The organism is Kitasatospora sp. HUAS MG31 (assembly GCF_040571325.1).
Classification (GTDB): Bacteria; Actinomycetota; Actinomycetes; order Streptomycetales; family Streptomycetaceae; genus Kitasatospora; species Kitasatospora camelliae.
The window spans coordinates 5,357,507-5,379,960 of sequence record NZ_CP159872.1 but is presented as its reverse complement, the minus strand read 5'-3'; the positions used below and the strand labels follow the sequence as shown (position 1 = coordinate 5,379,960).

Annotated in this window: 14 protein-coding genes; 10 read left to right on the top strand and 4 right to left on the bottom strand. The window is 71.8% G+C overall.

The genetic code is table 11. The features are described 5' to 3' along the window. The first annotated feature begins 18 nt into the window (after positions 1 to 18). The 7 genes from ABWK59_RS24070 to ABWK59_RS24040 all read left to right on the top strand — a co-directional run bounded on the left by ABWK59_RS24070 (position 19) and on the right by ABWK59_RS24040 (position 12,061). A complete protein-coding gene (locus ABWK59_RS24070) occupies positions 19 to 1,254 on the top strand; it encodes a ribonuclease D (RefSeq protein WP_354642682.1) in 1,236 nt (411 codons plus the stop codon). A 293-nt stretch (positions 1,255 to 1,547) separates the two neighbouring features. Beyond that, a complete protein-coding gene (locus tag ABWK59_RS24065; protein WP_354642681.1) occupies positions 1,548 to 2,765 on the top strand; it encodes a thiolase family protein in 1,218 nt (405 codons plus the stop codon). A 2-nt stretch (positions 2,766 to 2,767) separates the two neighbouring features. Further along, a complete protein-coding gene (locus ABWK59_RS24060; RefSeq protein WP_354642680.1) occupies positions 2,768 to 4,894 on the top strand; it encodes a 3-hydroxyacyl-CoA dehydrogenase NAD-binding domain-containing protein in 2,127 nt (708 codons plus the stop codon). A 218-nt stretch (positions 4,895 to 5,112) separates the two neighbouring features. Further along, positions 5,113 to 7,266, top strand: a complete 2,154-nt coding sequence (locus tag ABWK59_RS24055; RefSeq protein WP_354642679.1) for a hypothetical protein — start codon at positions 5,113 to 5,115, stop codon at positions 7,264 to 7,266. 75 nt (positions 7,267 to 7,341) lie between these two features. Then, positions 7,342 to 9,309, top strand: a complete 1,968-nt coding sequence (locus ABWK59_RS24050; RefSeq protein WP_354642678.1) for a glycosyltransferase family 4 protein — start codon at positions 7,342 to 7,344, stop codon at positions 9,307 to 9,309. Positions 9,310 to 9,387: 78 nt separating this feature from the next. Next, on the top strand, positions 9,388 to 10,833 hold the full coding sequence (locus ABWK59_RS24045) for a bifunctional cytidylyltransferase/SDR family oxidoreductase (protein ID WP_354642677.1): 1,446 nt from the start codon (positions 9,388 to 9,390) through the stop codon (positions 10,831 to 10,833). 109 nt (positions 10,834 to 10,942) lie between these two features. Further along, positions 10,943 to 12,061: a teichoic acid biosynthesis protein C gene (locus tag ABWK59_RS24040; protein ID WP_354642676.1), complete on the top strand. Its 1,119-nt coding sequence runs from the start codon at positions 10,943 to 10,945 to the stop codon at positions 12,059 to 12,061. Here the strand turns inward: ABWK59_RS24040 and ABWK59_RS24035 are convergent. The 4 genes from ABWK59_RS24035 to ABWK59_RS24020 form a co-directional block, all read right to left on the bottom strand. Next, positions 12,048 to 13,568 carry an ArnT family glycosyltransferase gene (locus ABWK59_RS24035; RefSeq protein ID WP_354642675.1) on the bottom strand — a complete coding sequence of 507 codons (1,521 nt, stop codon included), beginning with the start codon at positions 13,566 to 13,568 and terminating at the stop codon, positions 12,048 to 12,050. The two genes, ABWK59_RS24040 and ABWK59_RS24035, sit on opposite strands and share 14 nt — an antisense overlap. A 115-nt stretch (positions 13,569 to 13,683) precedes the next feature. After that, positions 13,684 to 14,424, bottom strand: coding sequence for a family 16 glycoside hydrolase (locus tag ABWK59_RS24030; protein WP_354642674.1), 741 nt, complete (start codon positions 14,422 to 14,424; stop codon positions 13,684 to 13,686). Positions 14,425 to 14,606: 182 nt separating this feature from the next. Next, on the bottom strand, positions 14,607 to 15,833 hold the full coding sequence (gene wecB / locus ABWK59_RS24025; RefSeq protein ID WP_354642673.1) for a non-hydrolyzing UDP-N-acetylglucosamine 2-epimerase: 1,227 nt from the start codon (positions 15,831 to 15,833) through the stop codon (positions 14,607 to 14,609). Between the two features lie 163 nt (positions 15,834 to 15,996). Continuing rightward, positions 15,997 to 17,235: a glycosyltransferase family 2 protein gene (locus ABWK59_RS24020; RefSeq protein WP_354642672.1), complete on the bottom strand. Its 1,239-nt coding sequence runs from the start codon at positions 17,233 to 17,235 to the stop codon at positions 15,997 to 15,999. Between the two features lie 863 nt (positions 17,236 to 18,098). Here ABWK59_RS24020 and ABWK59_RS24015 point away from each other — a divergent pair. The 3 genes from ABWK59_RS24015 to ABWK59_RS24005 all read left to right on the top strand — a co-directional run bounded on the left by ABWK59_RS24015 (position 18,099) and on the right by ABWK59_RS24005 (position 22,396). After that, entirely contained in the window at positions 18,099 to 20,012 is a 1,914-nt protein-coding gene (locus ABWK59_RS24015) for a polysaccharide deacetylase family protein (protein ID WP_354642671.1), read from the top strand. Between the two features lie 69 nt (positions 20,013 to 20,081). Further along, positions 20,082 to 21,923 (top strand): glutamine--fructose-6-phosphate transaminase (isomerizing), encoded by a 1,842-nt coding sequence (gene glmS / locus ABWK59_RS24010; RefSeq protein ID WP_354642670.1) that lies wholly within the window; start codon positions 20,082 to 20,084, stop codon positions 21,921 to 21,923. A 62-nt stretch (positions 21,924 to 21,985) separates the two neighbouring features. Beyond that, positions 21,986 to 22,396, top strand: coding sequence for a DUF6247 family protein (locus ABWK59_RS24005; RefSeq protein ID WP_354642669.1), 411 nt, complete (start codon positions 21,986 to 21,988; stop codon positions 22,394 to 22,396). Positions 22,397 to 22,454 lie beyond the last annotated feature (58 nt).

The window sequence follows — 22,454 nt, the reverse complement described above, 5'->3', positions numbered from 1 at the left end:
CCGTCGTACCCTTGGGGGGTGACCGACGCCGTAGCAGCCATCCCAGAGACAGCCCCGGTCCCGCTTCTTGAGCCGCGGGAGGGGCTGCCACCGGTCGTGGCCGACGACGCGGCGCTGGCCGCGACGGTCGCCGCCTTCGCCGCCGGCACCGGTCCGGTCGCCGTCGACGCCGAGCGCGCCTCCGGCTACCGGTACGGCCAGCGGGCGTACCTGATCCAGTTGCGCCGGGCCGGCTCCGGCACCGCCCTGATCGACCCGATCGGCTGCCCCGACCTGAGCGCGCTCGGCGAGGCGCTGGCCGACGCCGAGTGGGTGGTGCACGCCGCGACCCAGGACCTCCCCTGCCTCGCCGAGGTGGGCATGCGGCCGACCCGGCTCTTCGACACCGAGCTGGCGGGCCGACTCGCCGGGTTCCCCCGGGTCGGCCTCGGCCCGATGACCGAGAGCGTCCTCGGCCTGTCGCTGGCCAAGGAGCACTCCGCGGTGGACTGGTCCACCCGGCCGCTCCCGGAGCCCTGGCTGCGGTACGCCGCGCTGGACGTCGAGGTGCTGGTCGAGCTGCGCGACGCGCTGGAGGCGGAGCTGGCCGGCCAGGGCAAGCTCGCCTGGGCCCTGGAGGAGTTCTCCGCGCTGGCGAACGCCCCGCGGCCGGCCCCCCGGGTCGACCCCTGGCGGCGCACCTCGCAGCTGCACAAGGTCCGGCGCCGCCGCCAGCTGGCCGCCGTCCGCGAGCTCTGGGAGACCCGCGACCGGATCGCCCGCGAGCGGGACGTCTCCCCCGGCCGGGTGCTGCCGGACGCGGCGATCGTCAACGCCGCCCTCGCGATGCCGCTGAACGCCCCCGCGCTGATCGCCGTCCAGGGCTTCGGCCCGCGGGTCAACCGCCGGCAGCTGGACCAGTGGCTGGCCGCGCTGCAGCGGGCCCGGGAGATCCCGGAGGCCCAGCTGCCGCCCGCCTCGGCGCCGCACGACGGGCCGCCGCCGCCGCGCGCCTGGGCCGACAAGGACCCGGTCGCCGCCGCCCGGCTGTCCGGGGCGCGGGCCGCGGTCTCCGAGCTCGCCGAGCGGCACAACCTCCCGGCCGAGAACCTGATCACCCCGGACCTGGTCCGGCGGGTCTCCTGGGAACCGCCCGCCCCGGCCGACGCCGAGTCGGTCGGCGCCGCGCTGCGGACGCTCGGCGCCCGCCGCTGGCAGGTCGCCCTGGTGGCCCCGGCCATCGCGGCCGCCTTCGCCGCGGCGGCCTCCCAGTAACAGGCCGTAGCAGGCCGACCACAGGGGCGCGTGGGGGTACGTCCCAGCCTTGGCGGCTGGGACGTACCCCCGCGCGCCCCTTGTGATTGCCCGATTGCGTGCCCGGTCGTGTCGCCCGGTTGCCCAGGCGGACCGCCGTCCGCGTACGTGGTGCGCAACACACTCCCCCGCACCCCCGTCTCCCCTGGGCAAGTTAGTTACCGGCGGGTAGCATGACGGTGAAGCAGCGCCGCTCCACCCGTGAGCCGTGCGGACTGCGCACCACGTCATGTCCCCCTGGGAGGAGAGCCCCCGTGCCTCGTACCGCGAGGGACGTCGTCTTCGTCGACGGCGTCCGCACCCCGTTCGGCAAGGCAGGCCCGAAGGGCATCTACGCCGAGACCCGCGCGGACGACCTGGTCGTCAAGTGCATCCGCGAGCTCGTGCGCCGCAACCCGAACCTGCCCGTCGAGCGCATCGACGAGGTCGCCATCGCCGCGACCACGCAGATCGGCGACCAGGGTCTGACCATCGGCCGCACCGCGGGCCTGCTCGCCGGCCTGCCGAAGTCCGTCCCGGGCTACGCGATCGACCGCATGTGCGCCGGCGCCATGACCGCCGTCACCACCACCGCGGGCGGCATCGCCTTCGGCGCGTACGACATCGTCGTCGCCGGTGGCGTCGAGCACATGGGCCGCCACCCGATGGGCGAGGGCGTGGACCCGAACCCGCGCTTCGTCTCGGAGAAGCTGGTCGACGAGTCCGCCCTGTTCATGGGCATGACCGCGGAGAACCTGCACGACCGCTTCCCGCACATCACCAAGGAGCGCTGCGACGCGTACGCGGTGCGCTCGCAGGAGAAGGCCGCCAAGGCGTACGCCAACGGCGACATCCAGCCCGACCTGGTGCCGATCGCGGTCCGCAACTCCAACCCGGCCGCCGGTGAGACCGGCTGGGGCCTGTCCACCACGGACGAGCCGATGCGCCCGGGCACCACGATGGAGTCGCTGGCGGGCCTGAAGACCCCGTTCCGCCCGCACGGCAACATCACCGCCGGGAACGCGGCCGGCCTCAACGACGGCGCCACCGCCTCGCTGCTGGCCGCCGAGGACGTCGCCGAGGAGCTGGGCCTCCCGGTCAAGATGCGCCTGGTCTCGTACGCCTTCGCCGGCGTCGAGCCCGAGGTGATGGGCATCGGCCCGGTGCCGGCGACCGAGAAGGCGCTGGCCAAGGCCGGTCTGACCATCGACGACATCCAGGCCTTCGAGATCAACGAGGCCTTCGCCGTCCAGGTGCTGGCCATGCTCGACCACTTCGGCATCGCCGACGACGACGAGCGGGTCAACCCGTACGGTGGCGCGATCGCCTTCGGTCACCCGCTGGCCTCCTCCGGCGTGCGCCTGATGACCCAGCTGGCCCGCCGCTTCGAGCAGCGGCCCGACGTCCGCTACGGCCTGACCTCCATGTGCATCGGCTTCGGCATGGGCGGCACCGTGATCTGGGAGAACCCGCACTTCGAGGGTGGTAAGTGACCATGAGCACCACTGAGCTGCTGAAGCGCGCCGCCGAGCTGTTCCCGGGCGAGGTCGTCACCACCGCGCACGTCCGCCACCTGGACCTGCCGCTGCAGGCCGGCAAGCTGGCGCTGATCACCCTGGACAACGGCTTCGACCACACCAAGCCGACCACCTTCGGCCCGGGCTCCCTCGCGAAGCTCTCCGAGGCGCTGGACCAGGTCGAGGCCGAGGCGGCCGAGGGCACGATCGTCGCCGCCGCCATCACCGGCAAGCCGTTCATCTTCGCGGTCGGCGCCGACCTCAAGGGTGTCGAGGTGCTCAAGGAGCACTCCGACGCGCTGGCCATCGGCAAGGGCGGCCACGACGTCTTCAAGCGGATCGCGGCCCTGCCCGTCCCGACCTTCGCCTTCTACAACGGCGCGGCGATGGGCGGCGGCGTGGAGGTCGGCCTGCACGCCACCTACCGCACCGTCAGCTCCGGCGTCCCGGCGTTCTCGCTGCCGGAGGTCTTCCTGGGCCTGGTCCCGGGCTGGGGCGGCTGCAGCATCCTCCCGAACCTGATCGGCCCCTCGAAGGCGATCAAGGTCATCATCGAGAACTCGATGAGCCAGAACAAGCAGCTCAAGGGCAAGGAGGTGTTCGAGCTCGGCATCGCGGACGCGATCTTCGAGCCGGCCGACTTCCTGGAGCAGTCGATCCTGTGGGCCGCCAAGGTCCTCAAGGGCGAGGTGCTCGTCGAGCGCGAGGAGATCGACCGCGGCAAGGCCTGGGACGACGCCGTCGCCTGGGGCCGCCTGGTCGCCGACGGCAAGGTCCACGGCGCCGCTCCCGCCGCCTACAAGGCGCTGGACATCATCGCCCAGGTCAAGGACCAGGACCTGCAGGCGGGCTTCGACGCCGAGGACCGGGCCCTGGCCGACCTCATCATGAGCGGCGAGCTGCGGGCCGGCCTGTACGCCTTCAACCTGGTGCAGCGCCGGGCCAAGAAGCCGTTCGGCGCCCCGGACAAGTCGCTGGCCCGTCCGGTCTCCAAGGTCGGCGTCGTCGGCGCCGGTCTGATGGCCTCCCAGCTGGCGCTGCTGTTCGCGCGCCGCATGGAGGTGCCGGTGGTCCTCACCGACATCGACCAGGAGCGCATCGACAAGGGCGTCGGCTACGTCCACGCCGAGATCGACAAGCTGCTGGCCAAGGGCCGGATCGGCAACGACAAGGCCAACAAGCTCAAGGGCCTGGTCACCGGCCACCTGGACAAGGCCGTCGCCTTCGGGGACGCGGACTTCGTCATCGAGGCCGTGTTCGAGGAGATGGGCGTCAAGCAGAACGTCTTCGCCGAGCTGGAGGCCGTGGTCTCGCCGACCACCATCCTGGCCACCAACACCTCCTCGCTGTCGGTCTCCGAGATGGCCTCGAAGCTGCAGCACCCGGAGCGGGTCGTCGGCTTCCACTTCTTCAACCCGGTCGCGATCCTCCCGCTGCTGGAGATCGTCCGCGCGGAGAAGACCGACGACGCCTCGCTGGCCACCGCGTTCGGGGTCGCCAAGAAGCTGAAGAAGACCGCCGTGCTGACCAAGGACGCCCCGGCGTTCGTGGTCAACCGGATCCTGCTCCGCTTCATGGACGCGATCCAGAGCGCCATCGACGAGGGCACCCCGATCGAGACGGTCGAGAAGGCCGTGCTGCCGCTCGGCCTGCCGATGTCCCCGATCGTGCTGCTGGAGCTGGTCGGCCCGGCCATCGCCCTGCACGTGTCGGAGACCCTCGCCGCGGCCTTCCCTGAGCGGTACACCGTCTCCGAGAACCTCTCCAAGCTGGTCAAGGCCGGCAAGCGCGGCTTCTACGTCTGGCAGGACGGCCAGCAGGTCCTCGACCCCGAGGTCATGGCGCTGCTCTCCTTCGGCGAGACCGTGCTGACCGAGGAGCAGGTCCTGGCCAAGGCCCTGGAGGCCGTCGCCCAGGAGATCGGCCTGATGCTCGACGAGGGCGTCGTCGGCGAGGCGCAGGACATCGACCTGTGCATGATCACCGGCGCCGGCTGGCCCTTCCACCTGGGCGGCATCACGCCGTACCTCGACCGTGAGGGCGTCTCCGAGCGGGTGAACGGCAAGAAGTTCCTCGCCCCCGGCCTGGCCTCCGTCCCGATCTGACGGTCGCCGCCCCGCCTGACGCACCATCGCTCGGCGCGTCGGTGACCGAAGGGCCGCACCCACTCCGGGTGCGGCCCTTCGGCGTTGAGGCATGTTCACCTCACGGGAAGGGTCGATCGTAATCAAAACGTTGACCCCACCGTAGTTTGATCTTCACTCGATGGCATAGGCTCGCCCATCGAACACCCTTCCAACGACCGCCCGAGGACCGTCGCTCCATGGTGAAGCTCAGCGCTGCGCAGGCGGTGCAGCTCAAGCACCGAATGAACGCGACCCGCCTCAGAGGCCTCGTGGTCGCCTTCGTGATGGCCGCCTGCATCGCGGCGATGCTGTTCGCCGCACTCCGCCCGTCACCCCGTCTGTTCGTCGGCGTCGGCCTGCTCGGCTACGCCGCCGAGATGTACCTGCACATGCAGGAAGCGCAGATGATGAAGCGGCTCGGTCAGCTCCGAGCCGGCGTCACCATGCGCACCGTGCTGCGGACCTCGCTGCTGCTGGTCCTGATGGGCCGGATCGGCCTCACCGCCGACGCGGTCTACCTGCAGGCCGCCGTGCTGGTCCCGCTGCTGCTGGTGCTCCAGGCGCTGTACTCGGCCGTGGCCGCCGGCATCCGGCGCAACCGGAGCCTGCCGGTGGTCACCCGCAACCTGCCGCTCGGCGACCTGCGGATCTCCGACACCCCGCCCACCCGGCTGCTCAGCAAGCCCGGCCAGCGCCTGCTCCACCAGGAGCTGCTGGTGCTGCTCGGCATCGTCGGCTACATGGTGACGGGCCGCCACTACTGCCTGCCCGCAGGCCTGCTGGCGGCCAGTGTGACCGCCCTGCTGACCATCCTCCAGCTACTGCCCTCGCTGCGCCGGGCGCTGCGCTTCCCCAAGCGGGAGGCGGTCCTCGCCCACATCGACCAGTGGCTCGCCGAGTACCGGCCGGACGTGGTGCTGTACTTCAGCGGCGGCAAGGACTCCGCGTACCAGGTCAACATGTGGCTGGACACCATGGCCGACCTCGCGGGACGCGGCCACCGCCCGATGCTGGTGATGCGTGAGCGCGGGCTGGTGCGGCAGCTCAACCCGACCGCGCTGCCGGTACTCTGCGTCCCGGCCGCCACCCACCTGATGAACATGGACATGTCCTCGGTGCGGGTGGCGCTCTACCCGGCGAACGTCGGCAAGAACATCCACTTCCTGCGCATCCCCGGCGTCGTCCACGTCTTCATCGGCCACGGCGACAGCGACAAGCTGGCCAGCGTCAACCCGTTCAGCAAGGTCTACGACGAGGTCTGGGTGGCCGGCCGGGCCGGCCGCGACCGGTACGCCCTGGCCGGCGTCGGCGTCCGCGACGAGGAGATCGTCGAGGTCGGCCGCCCCCAGCTGGACGAACTGGCCGCCCGCCCGACCGCCCGCACCGGGCTGATCCCGACCGTCCTCTACGCCCCCACCTGGGAGGGCTGGACCGAGGACCCGGGCAACACCTCCCTGCTGCTGGCCGGCGAGAACATCGTCAAGAAGCTGCTCGGCGGCGGCGAGCCGGTCCGCCTGCTCTACAAGCCGCACCCCTTCACCGGCCTGCGCGACCCCAAGGCCAAGAAGGTCCACGAGCGGATCGTCCGCATGATCGAGCGGGCCAACACCAAGCGGTCCGCCCAGGAGCGCTGGCAGGACGCCGCCAAGGAGGGCGCCGCCGAGCGGGCCGCCGCCCAGACCGAGGAGAAGCGGCTGGTCGCCGAGCTGGACCGGCTGCGCGCCGAGCTCACCGACGACGACACCGACGACGCCCAGCTCTCCCGCGACAGCGGCCGCGACCTCGACAAGGCCGCTGCCGACGGCGCCGGGGACGGTGAGCAGGGCGGCCTCGCCGCCCTCCGCGCCGCGTACGCCGAGGTGTACTGGCGTGCCCGCGGTTCCTGGGAGCACCAGGTGATCGAGGCCACCGGCCCGCACCTGTACGACTGCTTCGAGCAGGCGGACCTGCTGATCAGTGACATCTCCAGCGTGGTCTCCGACTTCATCTGCACGCTCAAGCCGTACGCGCTGACCGACACCGCCCGCCTGGGCGTCGGCGAGTTCCGCGAGCAGAACACCGCGGCCCGCGCCGCCTACCTGCTCAAGCCGAACGCCAAGGGCATCCCCAAGCTGGTCAGGATGCTGACCCGCCCGGAGAACGACGTGCTGCGGCCGTACCGGCTCGAACTGCGCGACTACCTGCTCGGCCCGCAGCACCCGCTGTCCATGGACCGCTTCGCCGAGGCCTGCCGGGTCGCGGTGGCCCGCGCGGACGCCGAGGCCGAGGCCCGGACCCCGCACCAGCCCGAGCACGAGCAACTGCTGGACGCCTTCGAGGACACCATGACGCTCCGGGCCGTCGAGATGTAGCACCCGGCCCGCCTGCGCCGACCCGCACCGCTGCACCGCCACCCGCACGTCACGCCCCCTTCGACGGGAGACCTCATGAAGATCGCCTTCCTGCTCCACAACCGGTACGGCATCGGCGGCGCGATCACCAGCACGCTGAACCTCGCCGCGGCCCTGTCCGACGAGCACCAGGTGGAGATCGTCTCGACCCGTCGCGACCGTGACGTCCCGGCGCTGCCGGTGGACCCGCGGGTGAGCGTGGTCGACCTGACGGACCTCCGCGAGCACTCCCATCTGTACGACGGTGACGACCCGCTGGCCGCCAAGCCCGCGAAGGTCTTCCCCAAGGAGGACTCCTTCCGCGGCAAGGAGTTCAGCCGCCTCACCGAGGTCCGACTGGCCAGGTACCTCGCCGAGACCGACGCCCACGCGGTGATCGCGACCAACCCGGGGATCGCGATCTGCCTCGCCAGGATGGGCGGGAACTACATCAAGGGCGTCCAGGAGCACCGCTTCCTCGCCGACCACTCCGCCGCCCTGCGCAAGCTCCTCCCGGAGGCGTACAAGAAGCTCGACGTGGTCATCCCGGTGAGCCGGGAGGAGGCCGAGAACGAGCAGAAGGCGCTGGCCCACACCGGCGTACGGGTGAGGTCCATCCCCAACTGCGTGCCCGTCCCGCCGATCGCGCCCTCGGACTCCACCAGCAAGATCGTGATCTCGGCCGGCCGGCTGGTGCCGTTCAAGCAGTACCACCACCTGATCGAGGCGTTCGCCAAGGTCGTGGCGCAGCGCCCGGACTGGCAGCTGCGGATCTACGGCGGCGGCCCCGAGCGCGCCAAGCTGACCACCCGGATCGCCGATCTCGGGCTGGGGAACAACGTCCTGCTGATGGGCTCCTCCAACCAGATGGAGGTGGAGTGGCCCAAGGGCTCGATCGCGGCCTCGTCCTCGAACTCCGAGGCCCTGCCGATGAACATCATCGAGGCGATGTACGCCGGCCTGCCGGTGGTGAGCACCGACTGCGACTACGGCCCGCGCGAGATCATCACCGAGGGCGTCGACGGGCACCTGGTGCCGGTCGGTGACACCGACGCCCTCGCCGCGCAGATCCTCGGGCTGATCCAGGACGACGAGCGCCGGGCGCACATGGGCCGGGCCGCCCAGGACAGCGCCCGCCGCTACCTGCCGCAGGAGGTCGCGGCGCAGTACCACGGTCTGCTCAACCAGCTGGTGGCGGACCGCGGGCTGCCCACCACCGCCGACTGGTGGGTCACCCCGCACGGCGACATCGTGGTGCGGCTGGCGATCACCGCGGGGATGCCGCCGGTCCGGCTGCTCTGCCTCAACCGGGAGGCGCCGGAGGGCGCCCAAGCGGTCCGGTTCGAGTTCCAGGAGGGCCCGTCGCAGGACCTGACCGCGGTCATCCCCCAGGCGGGCTGCCCGCTGGCCGAGGGCCACTGGGACGTGTACGCCGAGTCCGTCGACGGGCAGGCCCGGCGCCGCCTGAAGTCCGGTGTCAGGGACGAGCGGGGGATGCTGTACGCGGCCGGCCCGCGGCACGAGGGCCCGGTCCTGCAGTCGCGGATCCCGTTCACCGCGGACGACGGCTCGTTCTCGATCCGTACCTGGGTCCGACCGGTGCACGTGGAGTCCGACTCGATCGAGATCGCCGACGGGCACATCACGGTCGGCGCCTCGCTCTGGGGTGCGGCGATGTTCCAGACACCTGTGGTGGTGGCCAAGTCGCGGCAGGACCCGCAGAAGAACTTCGAGGTGCAGGCGGCCCAGCTGGGACCCGACCGGCTGAGCTTCAGCGTGCCCTGTTGGGGCCTCGCCCAGCAGCGGACCACCGCACACGACGTCTGGGACCTCTGGGTGCGCCTCTCCCCCGAGGTGCCGCTCGTCCGGGTCGGCCGGTTCATGGGCGACTTCCACGACAAGAAGACCGTCCTGCAGTACCCGATCACCGTGATCCCGGACACCCCGCGCGGACGGACCCGGGTCCGTCCCTTCTACACCGTCAACAGCGAACTCTCGCTCAACGCGGTCGACATGGAGAGCTGACCCCCCCTCGGCTCCCGCCAGCTCCACCGGCGGCGCACCGCCATGCGCCGTCGCCCCGAAGAGAAGGACCCCCGCATCATGAAGTCCGCGGCCCCGGCAGCCCCCCTCACCGTCGCCGTCATCCTCGCCGGCGGATCAGGCCAGCGCATCGGGCTCTCCATCCCCAAGCAGCTGATCAAGATCGCCGGCAAGACCATCCTGGAGCACACCCTCGCCGTCTTCGACGAGGCGCCGGGGATCGACCACGTGATCCTCATGATGCACCCCGGCTTCGTGGCCGAGGCGGAGGCGATCGTGGCGGGAGCCGGGCTGCGCCGCCCGGTCCGGATCGTGCCGGGCGGCGACACCCGGAACGCGACCACCGAGCTGTCCTTCGCCGCCGTGTCCGAGCTGACCGGCGGCGAGGACGGCAAGGTGCTCTTCCACGACGCGGTGCGCCCCCTGGTCTCCCAGCGGATCATCCAGGAGTGCATCGACTCCCTCGACACGTACCGCGCGGTGGACGTCGCCATCCCGTCCTCCGACACGATCATCGTGACCACGACCACGGGCATGGCCGCCGGCGAGCACGAGATCATCACCGACGTGCCGGACCGCTCCCGGCTGCGCCGCGGGCAGACCCCGCAGGCGTTCTGGCTCTCCACGATCCGCCGCGCCTACGCGCTGGCGGCGGGCGATCCCGGTTTCGTGGCCACCGACGACTGCACCGTGGTGCTGCGCTACCTCCCGGACACCCCGATCCATGTGGTGGCCGGCGAGGAGCGGAACATGAAGGTGACCCAGCCGATCGACATCCACATCGCCGACAAGCTGTTCCAGCTCTCCACCAGTACCCTCGCCGAGCCCATCCACCCGGAGGACTACCGGGAGTACCTCACCGGGAAGACCCTGGTGGTCCTGGGCGGCTCGTACGGGATAGGCGCCGACATCGCGGCGCTGGCCGGGGAGCACGGTGCCCGGGTGTTCAGCTTCAGCCGGAGCACCACCGGCACCGACGTGGCCGACCCGGAGAGCGTGGCGGCCGCGCTGGAGCACGCCTACGTCGAATCGGGCCGGATCGACTACGTGGTGAACACCGCGGGCGTGCTGCGGATCGGCCGGCTGGCCGACCTGAGCGCCGCCGAGGTGGACGAGGCGCTGCGGGTCAACTTCATCGCCCCGGCCTCGATCGCCCGGGCGGCCCACGCCTACCTGGCGAAGTCCCGTGGCCAGCTGCTGCTGTTCACCTCCAGCTCCTACACCCGCGGCCGGGCCGAGTACAGCCTCTACTCCTCGGCCAAGGCGGCCGTCGTCAACCTGACCCAGGCGCTCGGCGACGAGTGGTCGGGCGACGGCATCCGGGTGAACTGCGTCAACCCCGAGCGGACGCTGACCCCGATGCGGGTCCAGGCGTTCGGTGAGGAGCCAGCCGGTTCCCTGCTGTCCAGCCGGACGGTGGCCCGGGCCTCCCTCGACGTCCTGATCTCCGACATCACCGGGCAGATCGTCGACGTCCGTCGGGACACGGCGCCCGCAGCGCTCTGACCTGCGGCCCTCCGGATCGGTCCGACCGGGCGACCGGAACCGGGCGACCCGTGCCGACGTCGCACACTGCAGCCCGGATCATGATCGGGACGCACTCGGGAGGGAACCCATGGTGGCAGCCGACCGCACCCGAATAGGGCGCCGCAGCCTGCTGCTGGCCGGTGCCGGCACGTTGGCGGCACTGGGCGCGGCGGGCTGCGGATCGGGAGCGGGCGTGCCGGCCCCCACCGGCCCCCGCTTCGACCTGGCGACGGCCAGCGACCGGCTCATCCGGGAGAAGCCGCTGTGGTACGGCACACTGCCGCAGTCCTTCGCCTTCGACCGGGTGCACGGGCACATCTACGTCACCCAGGCCGTGGAGTCGGACGCCCTGCTGCCCGGGGACCGCGAACCCGCCTCCACGGAGGAGGGGGTCAGCGGCGACCTCTGCGTCAACAAGCTCGACCTGGAGGGCAACCGGCTGGAGTTCATGCGGCTGAAGGGGTTCGGCCACGGCGTCGGCCTCGGCGTGGAGGTGGTGGGCGGGTCGGTGTACGTCTGGACCGAGACCGACGTCAACCCCGAGTCGGGATACGGCCGGGCCCTGGCCCGGACGCGGTTCACGCACCGGGCCGTGCTCACCATGGCGGACGAACAGGTGGCGGTCCACAATCCGGTTCCCGGCTCCACCTCCAATCAGCCGTCGATCGACCCGCACACCGGCCGGCTGGCGCTGCGCCACCGCCGCCAGGGGCAGCACTACTACCGGCTCTTCGACCTGGCGGACGTCGTCCGGGGCCGGTACGACCGCCCGATCCTGGAGGTGGCCGAGACCGACCTGACCGACTCGGACGAGGACGTCTTCCAGGGATTCGCGCTGATGGGCGACTTCGTCTACCGGCTGCAGGGCACCGCGTACACCGACACCCTCGACACCGACCGGCCGCCGCACATCAATCCGAAGGGCTCCAAGGGGAACGCCAGCGTGTCCTCCATCGACCTGCGCACCGGCCGGGTGGTGGAGCGGGTCCGTACCGAGGCGGCCTGGACGCTCGACTGGCGGGAGCCGGAGGGGATCGCGGTGGATCCCAGCGGCCCCCGGCTGTGCATGGGCTTCGGCGGCGGCCAGGGACGGCCGTGGACGTTCACGGTGTACACCAAGAGCACGCTGGTCCCGGACCGGTCGGGGCAGCCCACGGCCGCTCCCTCCGGGGGTGGCCGGCCGTCGGGTGGGGCTAGCCCTTCCTGAGGCGGTAGATCACGGTGTCGCCGGTGATGCCGACGACCTCGTAGTGGGTGTCGAGCAGGCTCTCGATGCGGGGGACCATGCCGGGCTGGTACGGGGCGGTGCCGGAGTCGTCGACGACCACCTCGGGGAGGCCCTTGGCGAGCTCGGCGTCGAAGGTCTGCCAGGCGTTGCTGACGCTGTACTGCTCGCCGACCTTCTGGTCGTCCTTGCCTCCGCTGTAGTTGGTGAGGAAGCCGGCGGTGAGGTAGCGGGTGGCCGGGCGGCGGTCGGCCAGCCAGTACAGCTCGGGGTGCATGCCCCAGACCAGGACGGTGTCCTTGGGGCTGGTGCGGGCGGCGACGGCGGTGGCGACCTCGGCGGTCTGGTTCAGCTTCTGGCCGGGCCAGAAGACCGCCAGGCCCCAGAAGAAGGTGCAGGCGACGGCCGAGTACACCAGGACCGGCTTCCAGCGGACCGCGCCGGTGGAGACCGCGCCCACGCCGAGCAGCACCAGCGCCGGCATCAGCTGCAGGTAGTAGTGGCCGTAGAAGTGGAAGCCGACGCTGACCGCGACCACCGAGGAGAGCAACCACACCCACAGGTCCACGGTGGAGCCGTACTCCTCGCCGCGGACCGGCAGCGGCCGGTGCCGCAGCCGGCGCCACACCCGGTGGCCCAGCGGCGCCAGGAAGCCCAGGGCGGCGGCGGCCAGGATCGCCCAGTTGCCGAAGGCCCGGCCGAGCATCTGCAGCCAGTTGGAGCCGAAGGAGGCGTAGTCGCCGCTGCCGGTGACCACCCAGAACAGGAACCCCTTGGGCTTGGTGAGGATCACCGCGACCAGGGCTATCGGCAGGGCGAACCCGAAGGAGGTCTTGGCCAGCGCCGGGCGCCACGGCACCCCGCGCCACCGGGCGTCCTGGTAGAGCATCCAGAGCACCGGCAGCATCACCGCGCCGCCGGTCTGCTTGGTCAGCGAGCAGAGCGCCACCGCGATGCCGGCCGCCAGCCAGCGGCGCCGCTCGGCGTACCGGAAGGCGGCGACCATGGCGGGCAGCATGAAGACCTCGAAGGTCGCCGCCTGGGTGTCCTCCGGGGAGAGGCCGATGGAGAGCAGCAGGTAGAGCACGCCGGCCGCGCCGCCGGCCCGGTTGCCCCAGCGGCCCCGGGCGATCGAGGCGAGCAGCACGGCGGTGGCCAGGTGGGCGCCGATCGCCAGGGTGCGCAGCGGCCAGAGCGAGCCGGAGCCGAAGACCGCGAAGCAGGCCTGGTAGAGCCAGGGAAGCAGCGGGGGCTTGCGGTCGACCACGGTGTCGTACAGGACGCCGCCGTCGGCGAGCATCCTGGCCTGGGTGGCCAGGTACCCCTCGTCGGGGCTCCAGACCGGGCGCAGGAAGGACGGGATGTGGGTGACCGCGGCCAGCAGGGCGAGCAGCGGCACCAGTCTGGTCCAGTACCCCACGCGGACTCGCTCGGGCAGGCGCGCGGTGAGGGCGCTCGGGCTCGGGCGGGTCGCGGTGTCGGTGGGCACGGATGACAACCTACCGGGCCGTGGTGTCGGCGGTCCTGCCGGTATCGGGATCGCCCGCCGCGGGGACGGGTCCGCGCGGCGGCCGCCTGGGCACAAACAGCGGCCGTTCCTGGGCCTAGCCGGCCGGGCGGACCGAGGCGTCGCGGAACTCGGTGTGCGCATCCTCGGTGTACGCACCGACGCCGCCCTGCAGGTACGGGCGCTCGGTGTCGGTGAAGTCGACGAGGTGGCGGCCGTCCACGATGACGCTGGCGGTGGCGCCGGTCTGCCGGATGTCGACGGCGTACCAGGGGCCGACCGGGTAGGAGGGCGGGCCGGTGGCGAGGAAGCGCTGGCTGCCGGGGTAGGCCGGGTCCTCCTTGCCGAGTTCCCAGCCGGTGGGCTTGAGGGTCAGGTAGTAGAAGTGCTGGGTGTCGGTGAAGTGCCAGAGCACCCAGGCGACCTCCCAGGAGTTGGGGGCGGGCCGGCGCAGTTGTTCGGTGGTACGGGTCTGCACCCGGTAGCGGAGGTCGCCGTAGGAGGCGGTGGAGACCACCAGGCTGGCGTGGGTCTCGTCGGGGCGCTGGGAGCGGGCGGGTTCCAGGACGAGGACGCCGTCCCGTTCGCCGGTGAACCCGCCGCCGTCGAAGACCGAGCGCCACGGGCCGTGGACGGTGCCCTCGGGCCAGCGCTGCAGTCCGGAGCCGGAGGTGAGCGCGACCATCACGACGACCAGGAGCAGGGCGATCGGGACGACCAGGAGCAGGACCCTCCGCCAGGCCCGGGCGGGGAGCAGCAGCGGGCCGGGGTCGGCGGGAGACGGGGGCGGGGGCGGGCCGCGGGTGGCGGCGGCCCGGTTCGGCCGGTCCGGGTCCATGGGCACCAGCATGCTGCCTGGGCGGCCGCTTGTCGTCCGCGCCGGGACGGCGGGGCTCCGCACCGGGGCGGTGGGCGTCCGCACCGGGCCCGGGGACCACCGCGTCGGGCCGGCCGACGACGGCGTCCGACGAGCCCCGTTCCGGAGGCGGCGGTGGCCGCAGGGGTCCCGGGGGTCGCGGCTCACCAGCGGGCCGGCAGGGCGTCGCCGGCGGCCGCTCCGACGGCGATCCCGGCGGCGGGCCCGGCGGCGAAGTCCTCGGCGAGCCGGGTGGTGATCCGCTGGGCGGCCCGTCCGTCGCCGAACGGGCTCGGCGCCTCGGCCATGCTCCGGTAGAGGGCCGGGTCGTCGAGCAGGCCGTTGGCGGCGGCGTGGATGGCGTCGGGGTCGGTGCCGACCAGCCGGGCGGCGCCGGCGGTGACCACCTCGGGCCGTTCGGTGGTGGTGCGCAGCACCAGGACGGGCTTGTCCAGGCTGGGCGCCTCCTCCTGGACCCCGCCGGAGTCGGTGAGGACGAGGTCGCTGGCGGCGAGCGAGGCGGTGAAGTCGAAGTAGTCCAGCGGGTCGGTCAGGGTGATGTTCGGCTGGTCGCGCAGCGCGGTCACCAGGACGTCGCGGACGGCGGGGCTGCGGTGCACCGGCAGCAGGATCTCCACGTCGGAGCGGCGGGCCAGGCGCAGCAGGGTGGCGGCCATGGCGCGCATCCGGTCGCCCTGGTTCTCCCTGCGGTGCAGGGTGACCAGGATGCCGCGCAGGCCGGTGCGGAAGGCGGAGCGGCCGGCCGCGCGGCGGCGGACCCAGAGCAGGTTGTCGATCACGGTGTTGCCGGTGACGTAGACGTTGTCGGCGGGGACGCCCTCGGAGCGCAGCCGGGCGCCGGCCCGTTCGGTGGGGGCGAAGTGCCAGCGGGTGAGGCGGCTGACCAGGAGCCGGTTGAGCTCCTCGGGGAAGGGGTTGTCCAGGACGCCGCTGCGCAGGCCGGCCTCGACGTGGGCGACCGGGATCCGCTCGTAGAAGGCGGCGAGGGCGCCGCACAGGGTGCTGGTGGTGTCGCCCTGGACGATCACCAGGTCGGGGCCCTCGGCCCGGAGCACCCGGCCGATGCCCTCGACCAGGCGGCCGGTGAGGTCGGAGAGCTGCTGGCGGTCCTTCATCACGGCCAGGTCGTGATGCGGGGTCAGCTGGAGGCGGGCCAGCATCTGGTCGAGCATCTCGCGGTGCTGGCCGGTGTTGACCAGCAGCGGGGCGAAGTCGGTGGACTCCTCCAGGGCGCGCAGCACCGGGGCGAGCTTGACCGCCTCCGGCCGGGTGCCCAGGATCACGGCCGCGTGCAGTGGGCGGTGGCCGTGGTGCTGCGGCCGGTCCGGGGTGGCTCCGGCGGCGGGGTCGGGCAGGGGGAGACGGGACATGGCGGTGGCTCCTCAGCGGCACGAAGGTGCGGTGACAGGGGGGTCCGGTACGGGTTCCGGGGCGGCGCGGGGCGCGCCGGGTCCTGGCCCGTCGTCGGGTACGGGTCCGGGGGGAGGGGACGTCCGGGGGCCTCGGCTGCCGGACGTCAGGTGGTGCCGGACGTCAGGTGCGGGCGGTCTTCAGCCAGCCGGTCCGGCCGCTGACCACGCGTCCGACGGCCCACCAGCCGGCGGCGAACCACAGGTAGCCGTAGGCCACGAAGAGGTGGGCCAGCAGCAGGCAGCGCAGGGCGCCGAGCTGCCGCTCCCGCCGCTTGTACACGTAGGCGTAGGCGTAGGCGGGGGCGAAGGCGAGCAGGTAGAGCGGCACCAGGTAGATCAGGGGGAAGGTGTTGTGCCCCTGGGTGATCGAGTCGGCGGCGAAGCCGAGGATCCCGGCCAGGAAGGCCAGCGGGAGGAAGGAGGTGAGCAGCAGCAGCGCGGGGCTGGAGAGGTGGTAGGTGAGGTCGGCGGCCGCGCCGGCCGGGATCTCGCGGAGCACCGTCGGCAGCAGGCGCATGGCCTGCATGTGGCCCTGGAACCAGCGGGAGCGCTGGCGGACCAGCAGCTTCAGCCGGATCACGGCCTGCTGGTGGACGGCGGCGCTGGGGCAGTACTGGTTCTCCCAGCCGCGGGCGATGAGGCGGACGCCGAGGTCGAGGTCCTCGGTGAGCCGGTCGCTCCAGGGGTCGGGGCCGAGCGAGCGCAGGGCGCTGAGCCGCATGAACTGGCCGTTGCCGCCGAGTCCGACGCTGCCGATGTGGCGGCGGGCGGCCTGGAAGATGTCGGTGTAGACGACGAACTCCATGTCCTGCATGCGGGTCAGCAGGCTGTGGCCGCGGTTGTACATCCGCACGCCGATCTGAACGGCGCCGGTGCGGGGGTCCGTGAAGTAGCGGTCGGCCTCCTCGACGGCCCCGGCCGCCAGCCGCCCGTCGGCGTCGAGGACGCAGACGACGACCTCGTCCGGGTCCCGGTCGGCGACGATGCCGGACTCGACCAGGTGGCGCAGGCCGTCGTTGAGCGCGGCGCCCTTGCCCCGCCGGGCGTTGGGCAGGTGCCGCTGGTGCAGCAGGACGCGGTGCGGGTCGGCGGCCCTGACGATCTCGGCGGTCCGGTCGTCCGAGGCGTCGTCAACCACCAGGACGAGGCAGTCGGTCCGGGGCAGTTCCATCAGCCGCCGCAGGCTCTCGCCGAGGACGCGCTCCTCGTTGAGACAGGCGAGGAGGAAGACGTAGGTCCGCCGCTGCTCGCCCGGGTCGACCAGGTGCCAGCGGCGGCGGGAGAGGGCGAACAGCCCGGAGTTGTAGGTCATGGTGGTGACGATGACGGCGGTGCTCAGCCAGAGCAGGAGGGTCACCACGGCGCACCCCTTCGGACGGCCGTTGCGCCGCTTCCGCGGCCCTCCTCCGCGTCGGGGCCGGGGCGGCCGCCGCGGCCCCGGAGGCGGAGCGCCAGGCCGGCGAGCAGCAGGACGAGGCCGGTGCAGGCGTAGAGGCCGAAGCCCGCGCCGGCGACCTGCAGCAGGATCCTGGCGACCGCTGATCCGGAGATTCCGGACGGAAAGACGGACGCCGCCGTGAAACAGAGTCCACTGGTGACTCCGCAGCTCCCGTACATGGGACTGCCCAATCGGAGAACGGGGTGGTGGGACGGCCCGGAATGGACACGGGCCTGCCAGATGTCGAGTCTGCGACGGGTGGCCGGCTGTCGGGTGGATCTCGCACGCGCCGTGGCGCGGGGGGGGGGCCGGCTCCGTTCGTCACGCACCCCTGGGGGACTGATCACGGCCAACGTACCACGCGGCACCGACCCATTCAACAGTCGAATTCCCTTGCGGTGAGAATTTTCTTGGAATTGACCCACCGCACACTGTTGACACGTGGACGAAGCGGTGGCAACGTCACTGATAAGCCTGCACTGCAGGGTCGCAGACAGCTCTGACGCTGTGCCGAGGGCAGTACGCCTCGAAGACCGCAGGCTCTGGCCGGGGGCGAAGTACCAGGTCAGAAGCAGGTTTCGGGCCGGTCGGGGGCCGGCCGGGGGTTCTCATCGCAGTCCCGGGGGTTTCACCACAGGGCCGCGTCCGCTTCCAGCCGTGCGCCGGGAGACGGATATCCCATGGGCCCTGGCGGCGTCCATTCCGTGACACCGTCGGCGGCGGGCACCGTGGCCCGTAATTTCCCGTGTCCAGGAATTGAATCCTCATTCCCACGAGGGGCCACCATGCCTGTAAATTCCAAGAGCCGGAGGTGGGGACACCCGTCGCGGTCCGCGGCGGCCCTCGCCATCGTGCTCGCCGCGGGGCTGGCCGCGCCGTACGCCGCGTCGGCCAAACCGCCGCCCGACAAGCCCGAAAAGAGCTCGACCTCCATCGAGAAGAAGTCCACGGACGTCTCCGGCGCCTACGCGGACTACCAGAAGCAGGCGGACCAGGAGCGCAAGAAGAACCCGCACGAGAAGGTCAAGCCCAAGAACCAGAAGGACGCCGGCACCAGCACCGCGATGCAGGCCGCGCCCGCCGCGCTGACCGCCCAGGCCACCCAGGCGGTGCAGGCCGCCCAGCAGGCAGTGACGGCGGCGGCCACCGCGAACACGCTGGTCCTCTACGACACGGCCGGCCCGTACGGGCACCTCGGCGAGCTGTACGCCATGGTCACCGCCAACCTCGCCGGGCACTTCGGCCAGGTCACCACCAAGCCGGTCTCCCAGTACCAGGCGGGCGAGGCCAACAGCTACACCGCCACGATCTACTTCGGCTCCACCTACTACGGGGCGCCCGACACCAACGGCCAGCCGATCCCGGACGCCGTCCCGGCCTCGTTCTACAGCGACGTCACCACCACCAGCCACCCGGTCATCTGGGTGTACGACAACATCTGGAACCTGGCCAACCAGGTCGGCCCGGCGCAGTTCGCGGCCACCTACGGCTGGGACCCGACCAACTCCTTCTTCAACTACAACCAGATCACCTCGGTCAACTACAAGGGCCAGGCGCCCACCCGCAGCAACCTCAACGGCGGCGGCGTGCTGGGTGACACCATCACCGACCCGAGCAAGGTGACCGTGCTGGCCCAGTCCACCGACAGCACCGGTGCGACCGTCCCGTGGGCGATCCGCTCGGGCAACCTGACGTACATCGGTGACGTCCCGTTCAGCTACGTGAGCGAGACCGACCGCGTGATGATCTTCAGCGACCTGCTGTTCGACGCCCTGGCCCCCGGCACGACCACCCGGCACCGCGCGATGGTCCGGCTGGAGGACATCAGCCCGGCCGACGACCCGACCCAACTGATCAACACCGCCCGGTACCTGAAGTCCCAGAACATCCCGTTCAGCTTCGGCGTCATCCCGGTCTACACCGACCCCAAGGGCACCTACAACAACGGCCGGGCCGAGACCATCAAGCTGTCCCAGGCCCCCCTGGTGGTCGCCGCCCTCAAGTTCATGATCGCCAACGGCGGCACCATGCTGATGCACGGGTACACCCACCAGTACAGCAACATCGCCAACCCCTACGACGGCGTCACCGGCGACGACTTCGAGTTCTACCGCGCGCAGTGCTCGGTCACCCAGACCCCGCCGTACCAGTTCCGGGCCCCGTGCCAGAACACCGACTGGGTCATCCACCAGGGACCCGTCGCGGACGACTCGGCCGCCTGGGCCAAGAGCCGGGTGGACAACGCGATCAAGGAGTTCAAGGCCGCCGGCCTCACCCCGCCGACGATCTTCGAGTTCCCGCACTACGCCGGCTCGGCCACCGACTACAAGACCTTCGAGCCGCTGTTCTCGGCCCGCTACGAGCGCTCGCTGTACTTCAAGGGGCAGCTCAGCGGCGGCCCGATCGACTACAGCATGCTCATCGGCCAGTTCTTCCCCTACCCGGTGAAGGACGTCTACGGCGAGACCGTGCTGCCCGAGAACCTGGGCAACTACGAACCCGTGATGTCCAACAACAACCCGCCGCGGCTCCCCGCGGACATGATCAACTCGGCCAAGCTCAACCTCACCGTCAGGGACGGCTTCGCCAGCTTCTTCTACCACCCGTCGTACGGCCTGAGCGCACTGCAGCAGACCGTCACCGGCATCAAGGCGCTGGGCTACACCTTCGTCTCCCCCGCGTCCGCGCTGAATCCCTGATCACCCGTCAACCCCGCCGCCGGCCGGTGGTCCGGCCGGCGGCGGGACCACACCCCGAGGACCAACGCCATGTGCGGCATCGTCGGATACACCGGGGACGTCCCCGCCCTCGACGTCCTGCTGGAAGGACTCGACCGCCTGGAGTACCGCGGGTACGACTCGGCCGGCGTGACCGTGCAGAGCGGCGACCGGATCGCCACCGACCGGCGGGCCGGAAAACTGAACGTCCTGAAGAAGTCGTTGGCCCAGTCTCCGTTGCCGGTGGGGTCGACCGGGATCGGGCACACCCGGTGGGCGACCCATGGTGGGCCGACGGACGCGAACGCCCATCCCCACCTGGACGACGCGGGCCGGGTCGCGGTCGTCCACAACGGCATCATCGAGAACTTCGCGCAGCTGCGCGCGGAGATCGCCGAGCGCGGTCACACCCTGCGTTCGGAGACCGACACCGAGGTCGTCGCCCACCTGCTGGGCGAGGCCTACACCGGGGACCTGGCCGAGGCGATGCGGGTGGTGTGCCGCCGCCTGGAGGGCGCCTTCACCCTGGTCGCCGTCCACGCCGACGCCCCCGACGTGGTGGTCGGCGCCCGCCGCAACTCCCCGCTGGTGGTCGGCCGCGGCGAGGGCGAGAACTTCCTCGCCTCCGACGTCGCCGCGTTCATCGCCCACACCCGCGAGGCCATCGAGCTCGGCCAGGACCAGGTCGTCGAGCTGCGCCGCGAGGGCGTCACCGTGACCGGCTTCGACGGCAGCCCGGCCACCGTCCGCGAGTACCACGTGGACTGGGACGCCTCCGCCGCCGAGAAGGGCGGCTACGACTACTTCATGCTCAAGGAGATCGCCGAGCAGCCGAAGGCCGTCGCCGACACCCTGCTCGGCCGGATCGGCACCGACGGCCGGCTCACCCTCGACGAGCTGCGGATCTCGGATGCGGACCTGCGGCAGGTGGACAAGGTCGTCATCGTCGCCTGCGGCACCGCGTTCCACGCCGGCATGATCGCCAAGTACGCGATCGAGCACTGGACCCGCATCCCCTGCGAGGTCGAGGTCGCCTCCGAGTTCCGCTACCGCGACCCGATCATGGGCCCGGGCACCCTGGTCATCGCCATCTCCCAGTCCGGCGAGACCATGGACACCCTGATGGCGCTGCGGCACGCCCGCGAGCAGGGCGCGAAGGTCCTGGCGATCTGCAACACCAACGGCTCCACCATCCCCCGCGAGTCCGACGCGGTCCTCTACACCCACGCCGGCCCCGAGGTCGCGGTCGCCTCCACCAAGGCGTTCCTGACCCAGCTGGTCGCCTGCTACCTGGTCGCCCTCTACCTCGGCCAGGTCCGCGGCACCAAGTGGGGCGACGAGATCCTCGCCGTCATCAAGGAACTCGGCGACGCCCCCACCCTCATCGAGCAGGTCCTTGAGACCATGGAGCCCGTCCGCGAGCTGGCCCGCGGCCTCGCCGACGCCCGCTCCGTGCTCTTCCTCGGCCGCCACGTCGGCTTCCCGGTCGCCCTCGAAGGCGCCCTGAAGCTCAAGGAACTGGCCTACATGCACGCCGAGGGCTTCGCCGCCGGCGAACTCAAGCACGGCCCCATCGCCCTCATCGAGGAGGGCCTCCCGGTGGCCGTGGTGGTCCCGACCCACCGCGGCTGCACGGTCCTGCACGACAAGATCGTCTCCAACATCCAGGAGATCCGGGCCCGCGGCGCCCGCACCATCGTCATCGCCGAGGAGGGCGACGAGGCGGTCGTGCCCTACGCGGACCACCTGATCCGCACCCCGGCCACCCCGACCCTGCTCCAGCCGCTGGTCTCCACCGTCCCGCTCCAGGTCTTCGCCTGCGAGCTGGCCACCGCCAAGGGCCACGAGGTCGACCAGCCCCGCAACCTCGCCAAGTCCGTCACCGTCGAATAGCGGACCGGGCCCCGACACACCGCCCGCCCGCGCCGACCCCACCTCCCGAGCCGGAGGACCTCATGACCACGCAGTCGCTGGCCGCCGTCACCCTGCCGCCGCAGACCGGTGCCGCGCCGGATCGCGGCCACCCGGGCGGCGACGCCCCGGACCACGAGTCGCTGGCGGCCGTCCGGGCTACCATCACCGCCTACGCCCCGCGCCGGCTCCCCGAGCTGGAACGGGAACGGGACCAGGCCTTCGCCCAGGCCCTGGGCAGCGGCAGCCTCCGCCCGGTGCACCGCTTCCTGCACCGCTGGCAGGCGGTGGCCTCCACCGAACGCGAGCTGGCCGACATCACCCGGGCCGTCCGCGAGGAGTTCCTCCACCACCCGGCCACGGGCCACCGGCCCACCGCCGCCCGGGCGGCGGCCGCCCTGGAGTTCGCGGCGATCCTGCTCACCGCGGCCGCCGAACCGCCCGGTACCGACTGACGGCGGCCGACGACGACGCACGAGGTGGCGGGCCCGGAGGACCGGGCCCGCCACCTCG

Excerpts from the sequence above, each read along its gene's own strand:
- ABWK59_RS24060 (WP_354642680.1), top strand. The coding sequence starts at position 2,768 with ATGAGCACCACTGAGCTGCTGAAGCGCGCCGCCGAGCTGTTCCCGGGC.
- ABWK59_RS24055 (WP_354642679.1), top strand. The coding sequence starts at position 5,113 with ATGGTGAAGCTCAGCGCTGCGCAGGCGGTGCAGCTCAAGCACCGAATG.
- ABWK59_RS24050 (WP_354642678.1), top strand. The coding sequence starts at position 7,342 with ATGAAGATCGCCTTCCTGCTCCACAACCGGTACGGCATCGGCGGCGCG.
- ABWK59_RS24045 (WP_354642677.1), top strand. The coding sequence starts at position 9,388 with ATGAAGTCCGCGGCCCCGGCAGCCCCCCTCACCGTCGCCGTCATCCTC.
- ABWK59_RS24040 (WP_354642676.1), top strand. The coding sequence starts at position 10,943 with ATGGTGGCAGCCGACCGCACCCGAATAGGGCGCCGCAGCCTGCTGCTG.
- ABWK59_RS24030 (WP_354642674.1), bottom strand. The coding sequence starts at position 14,424 with ATGGACCCGGACCGGCCGAACCGGGCCGCCGCCACCCGCGGCCCGCCC.
- wecB (WP_354642673.1), bottom strand. The coding sequence starts at position 15,833 with ATGTCCCGTCTCCCCCTGCCCGACCCCGCCGCCGGAGCCACCCCGGAC.
- ABWK59_RS24015 (WP_354642671.1), top strand. The coding sequence starts at position 18,099 with ATGCCTGTAAATTCCAAGAGCCGGAGGTGGGGACACCCGTCGCGGTCC.
- glmS (WP_354642670.1), top strand. The coding sequence starts at position 20,082 with ATGTGCGGCATCGTCGGATACACCGGGGACGTCCCCGCCCTCGACGTC.
- ABWK59_RS24005 (WP_354642669.1), top strand. The coding sequence starts at position 21,986 with ATGACCACGCAGTCGCTGGCCGCCGTCACCCTGCCGCCGCAGACCGGT.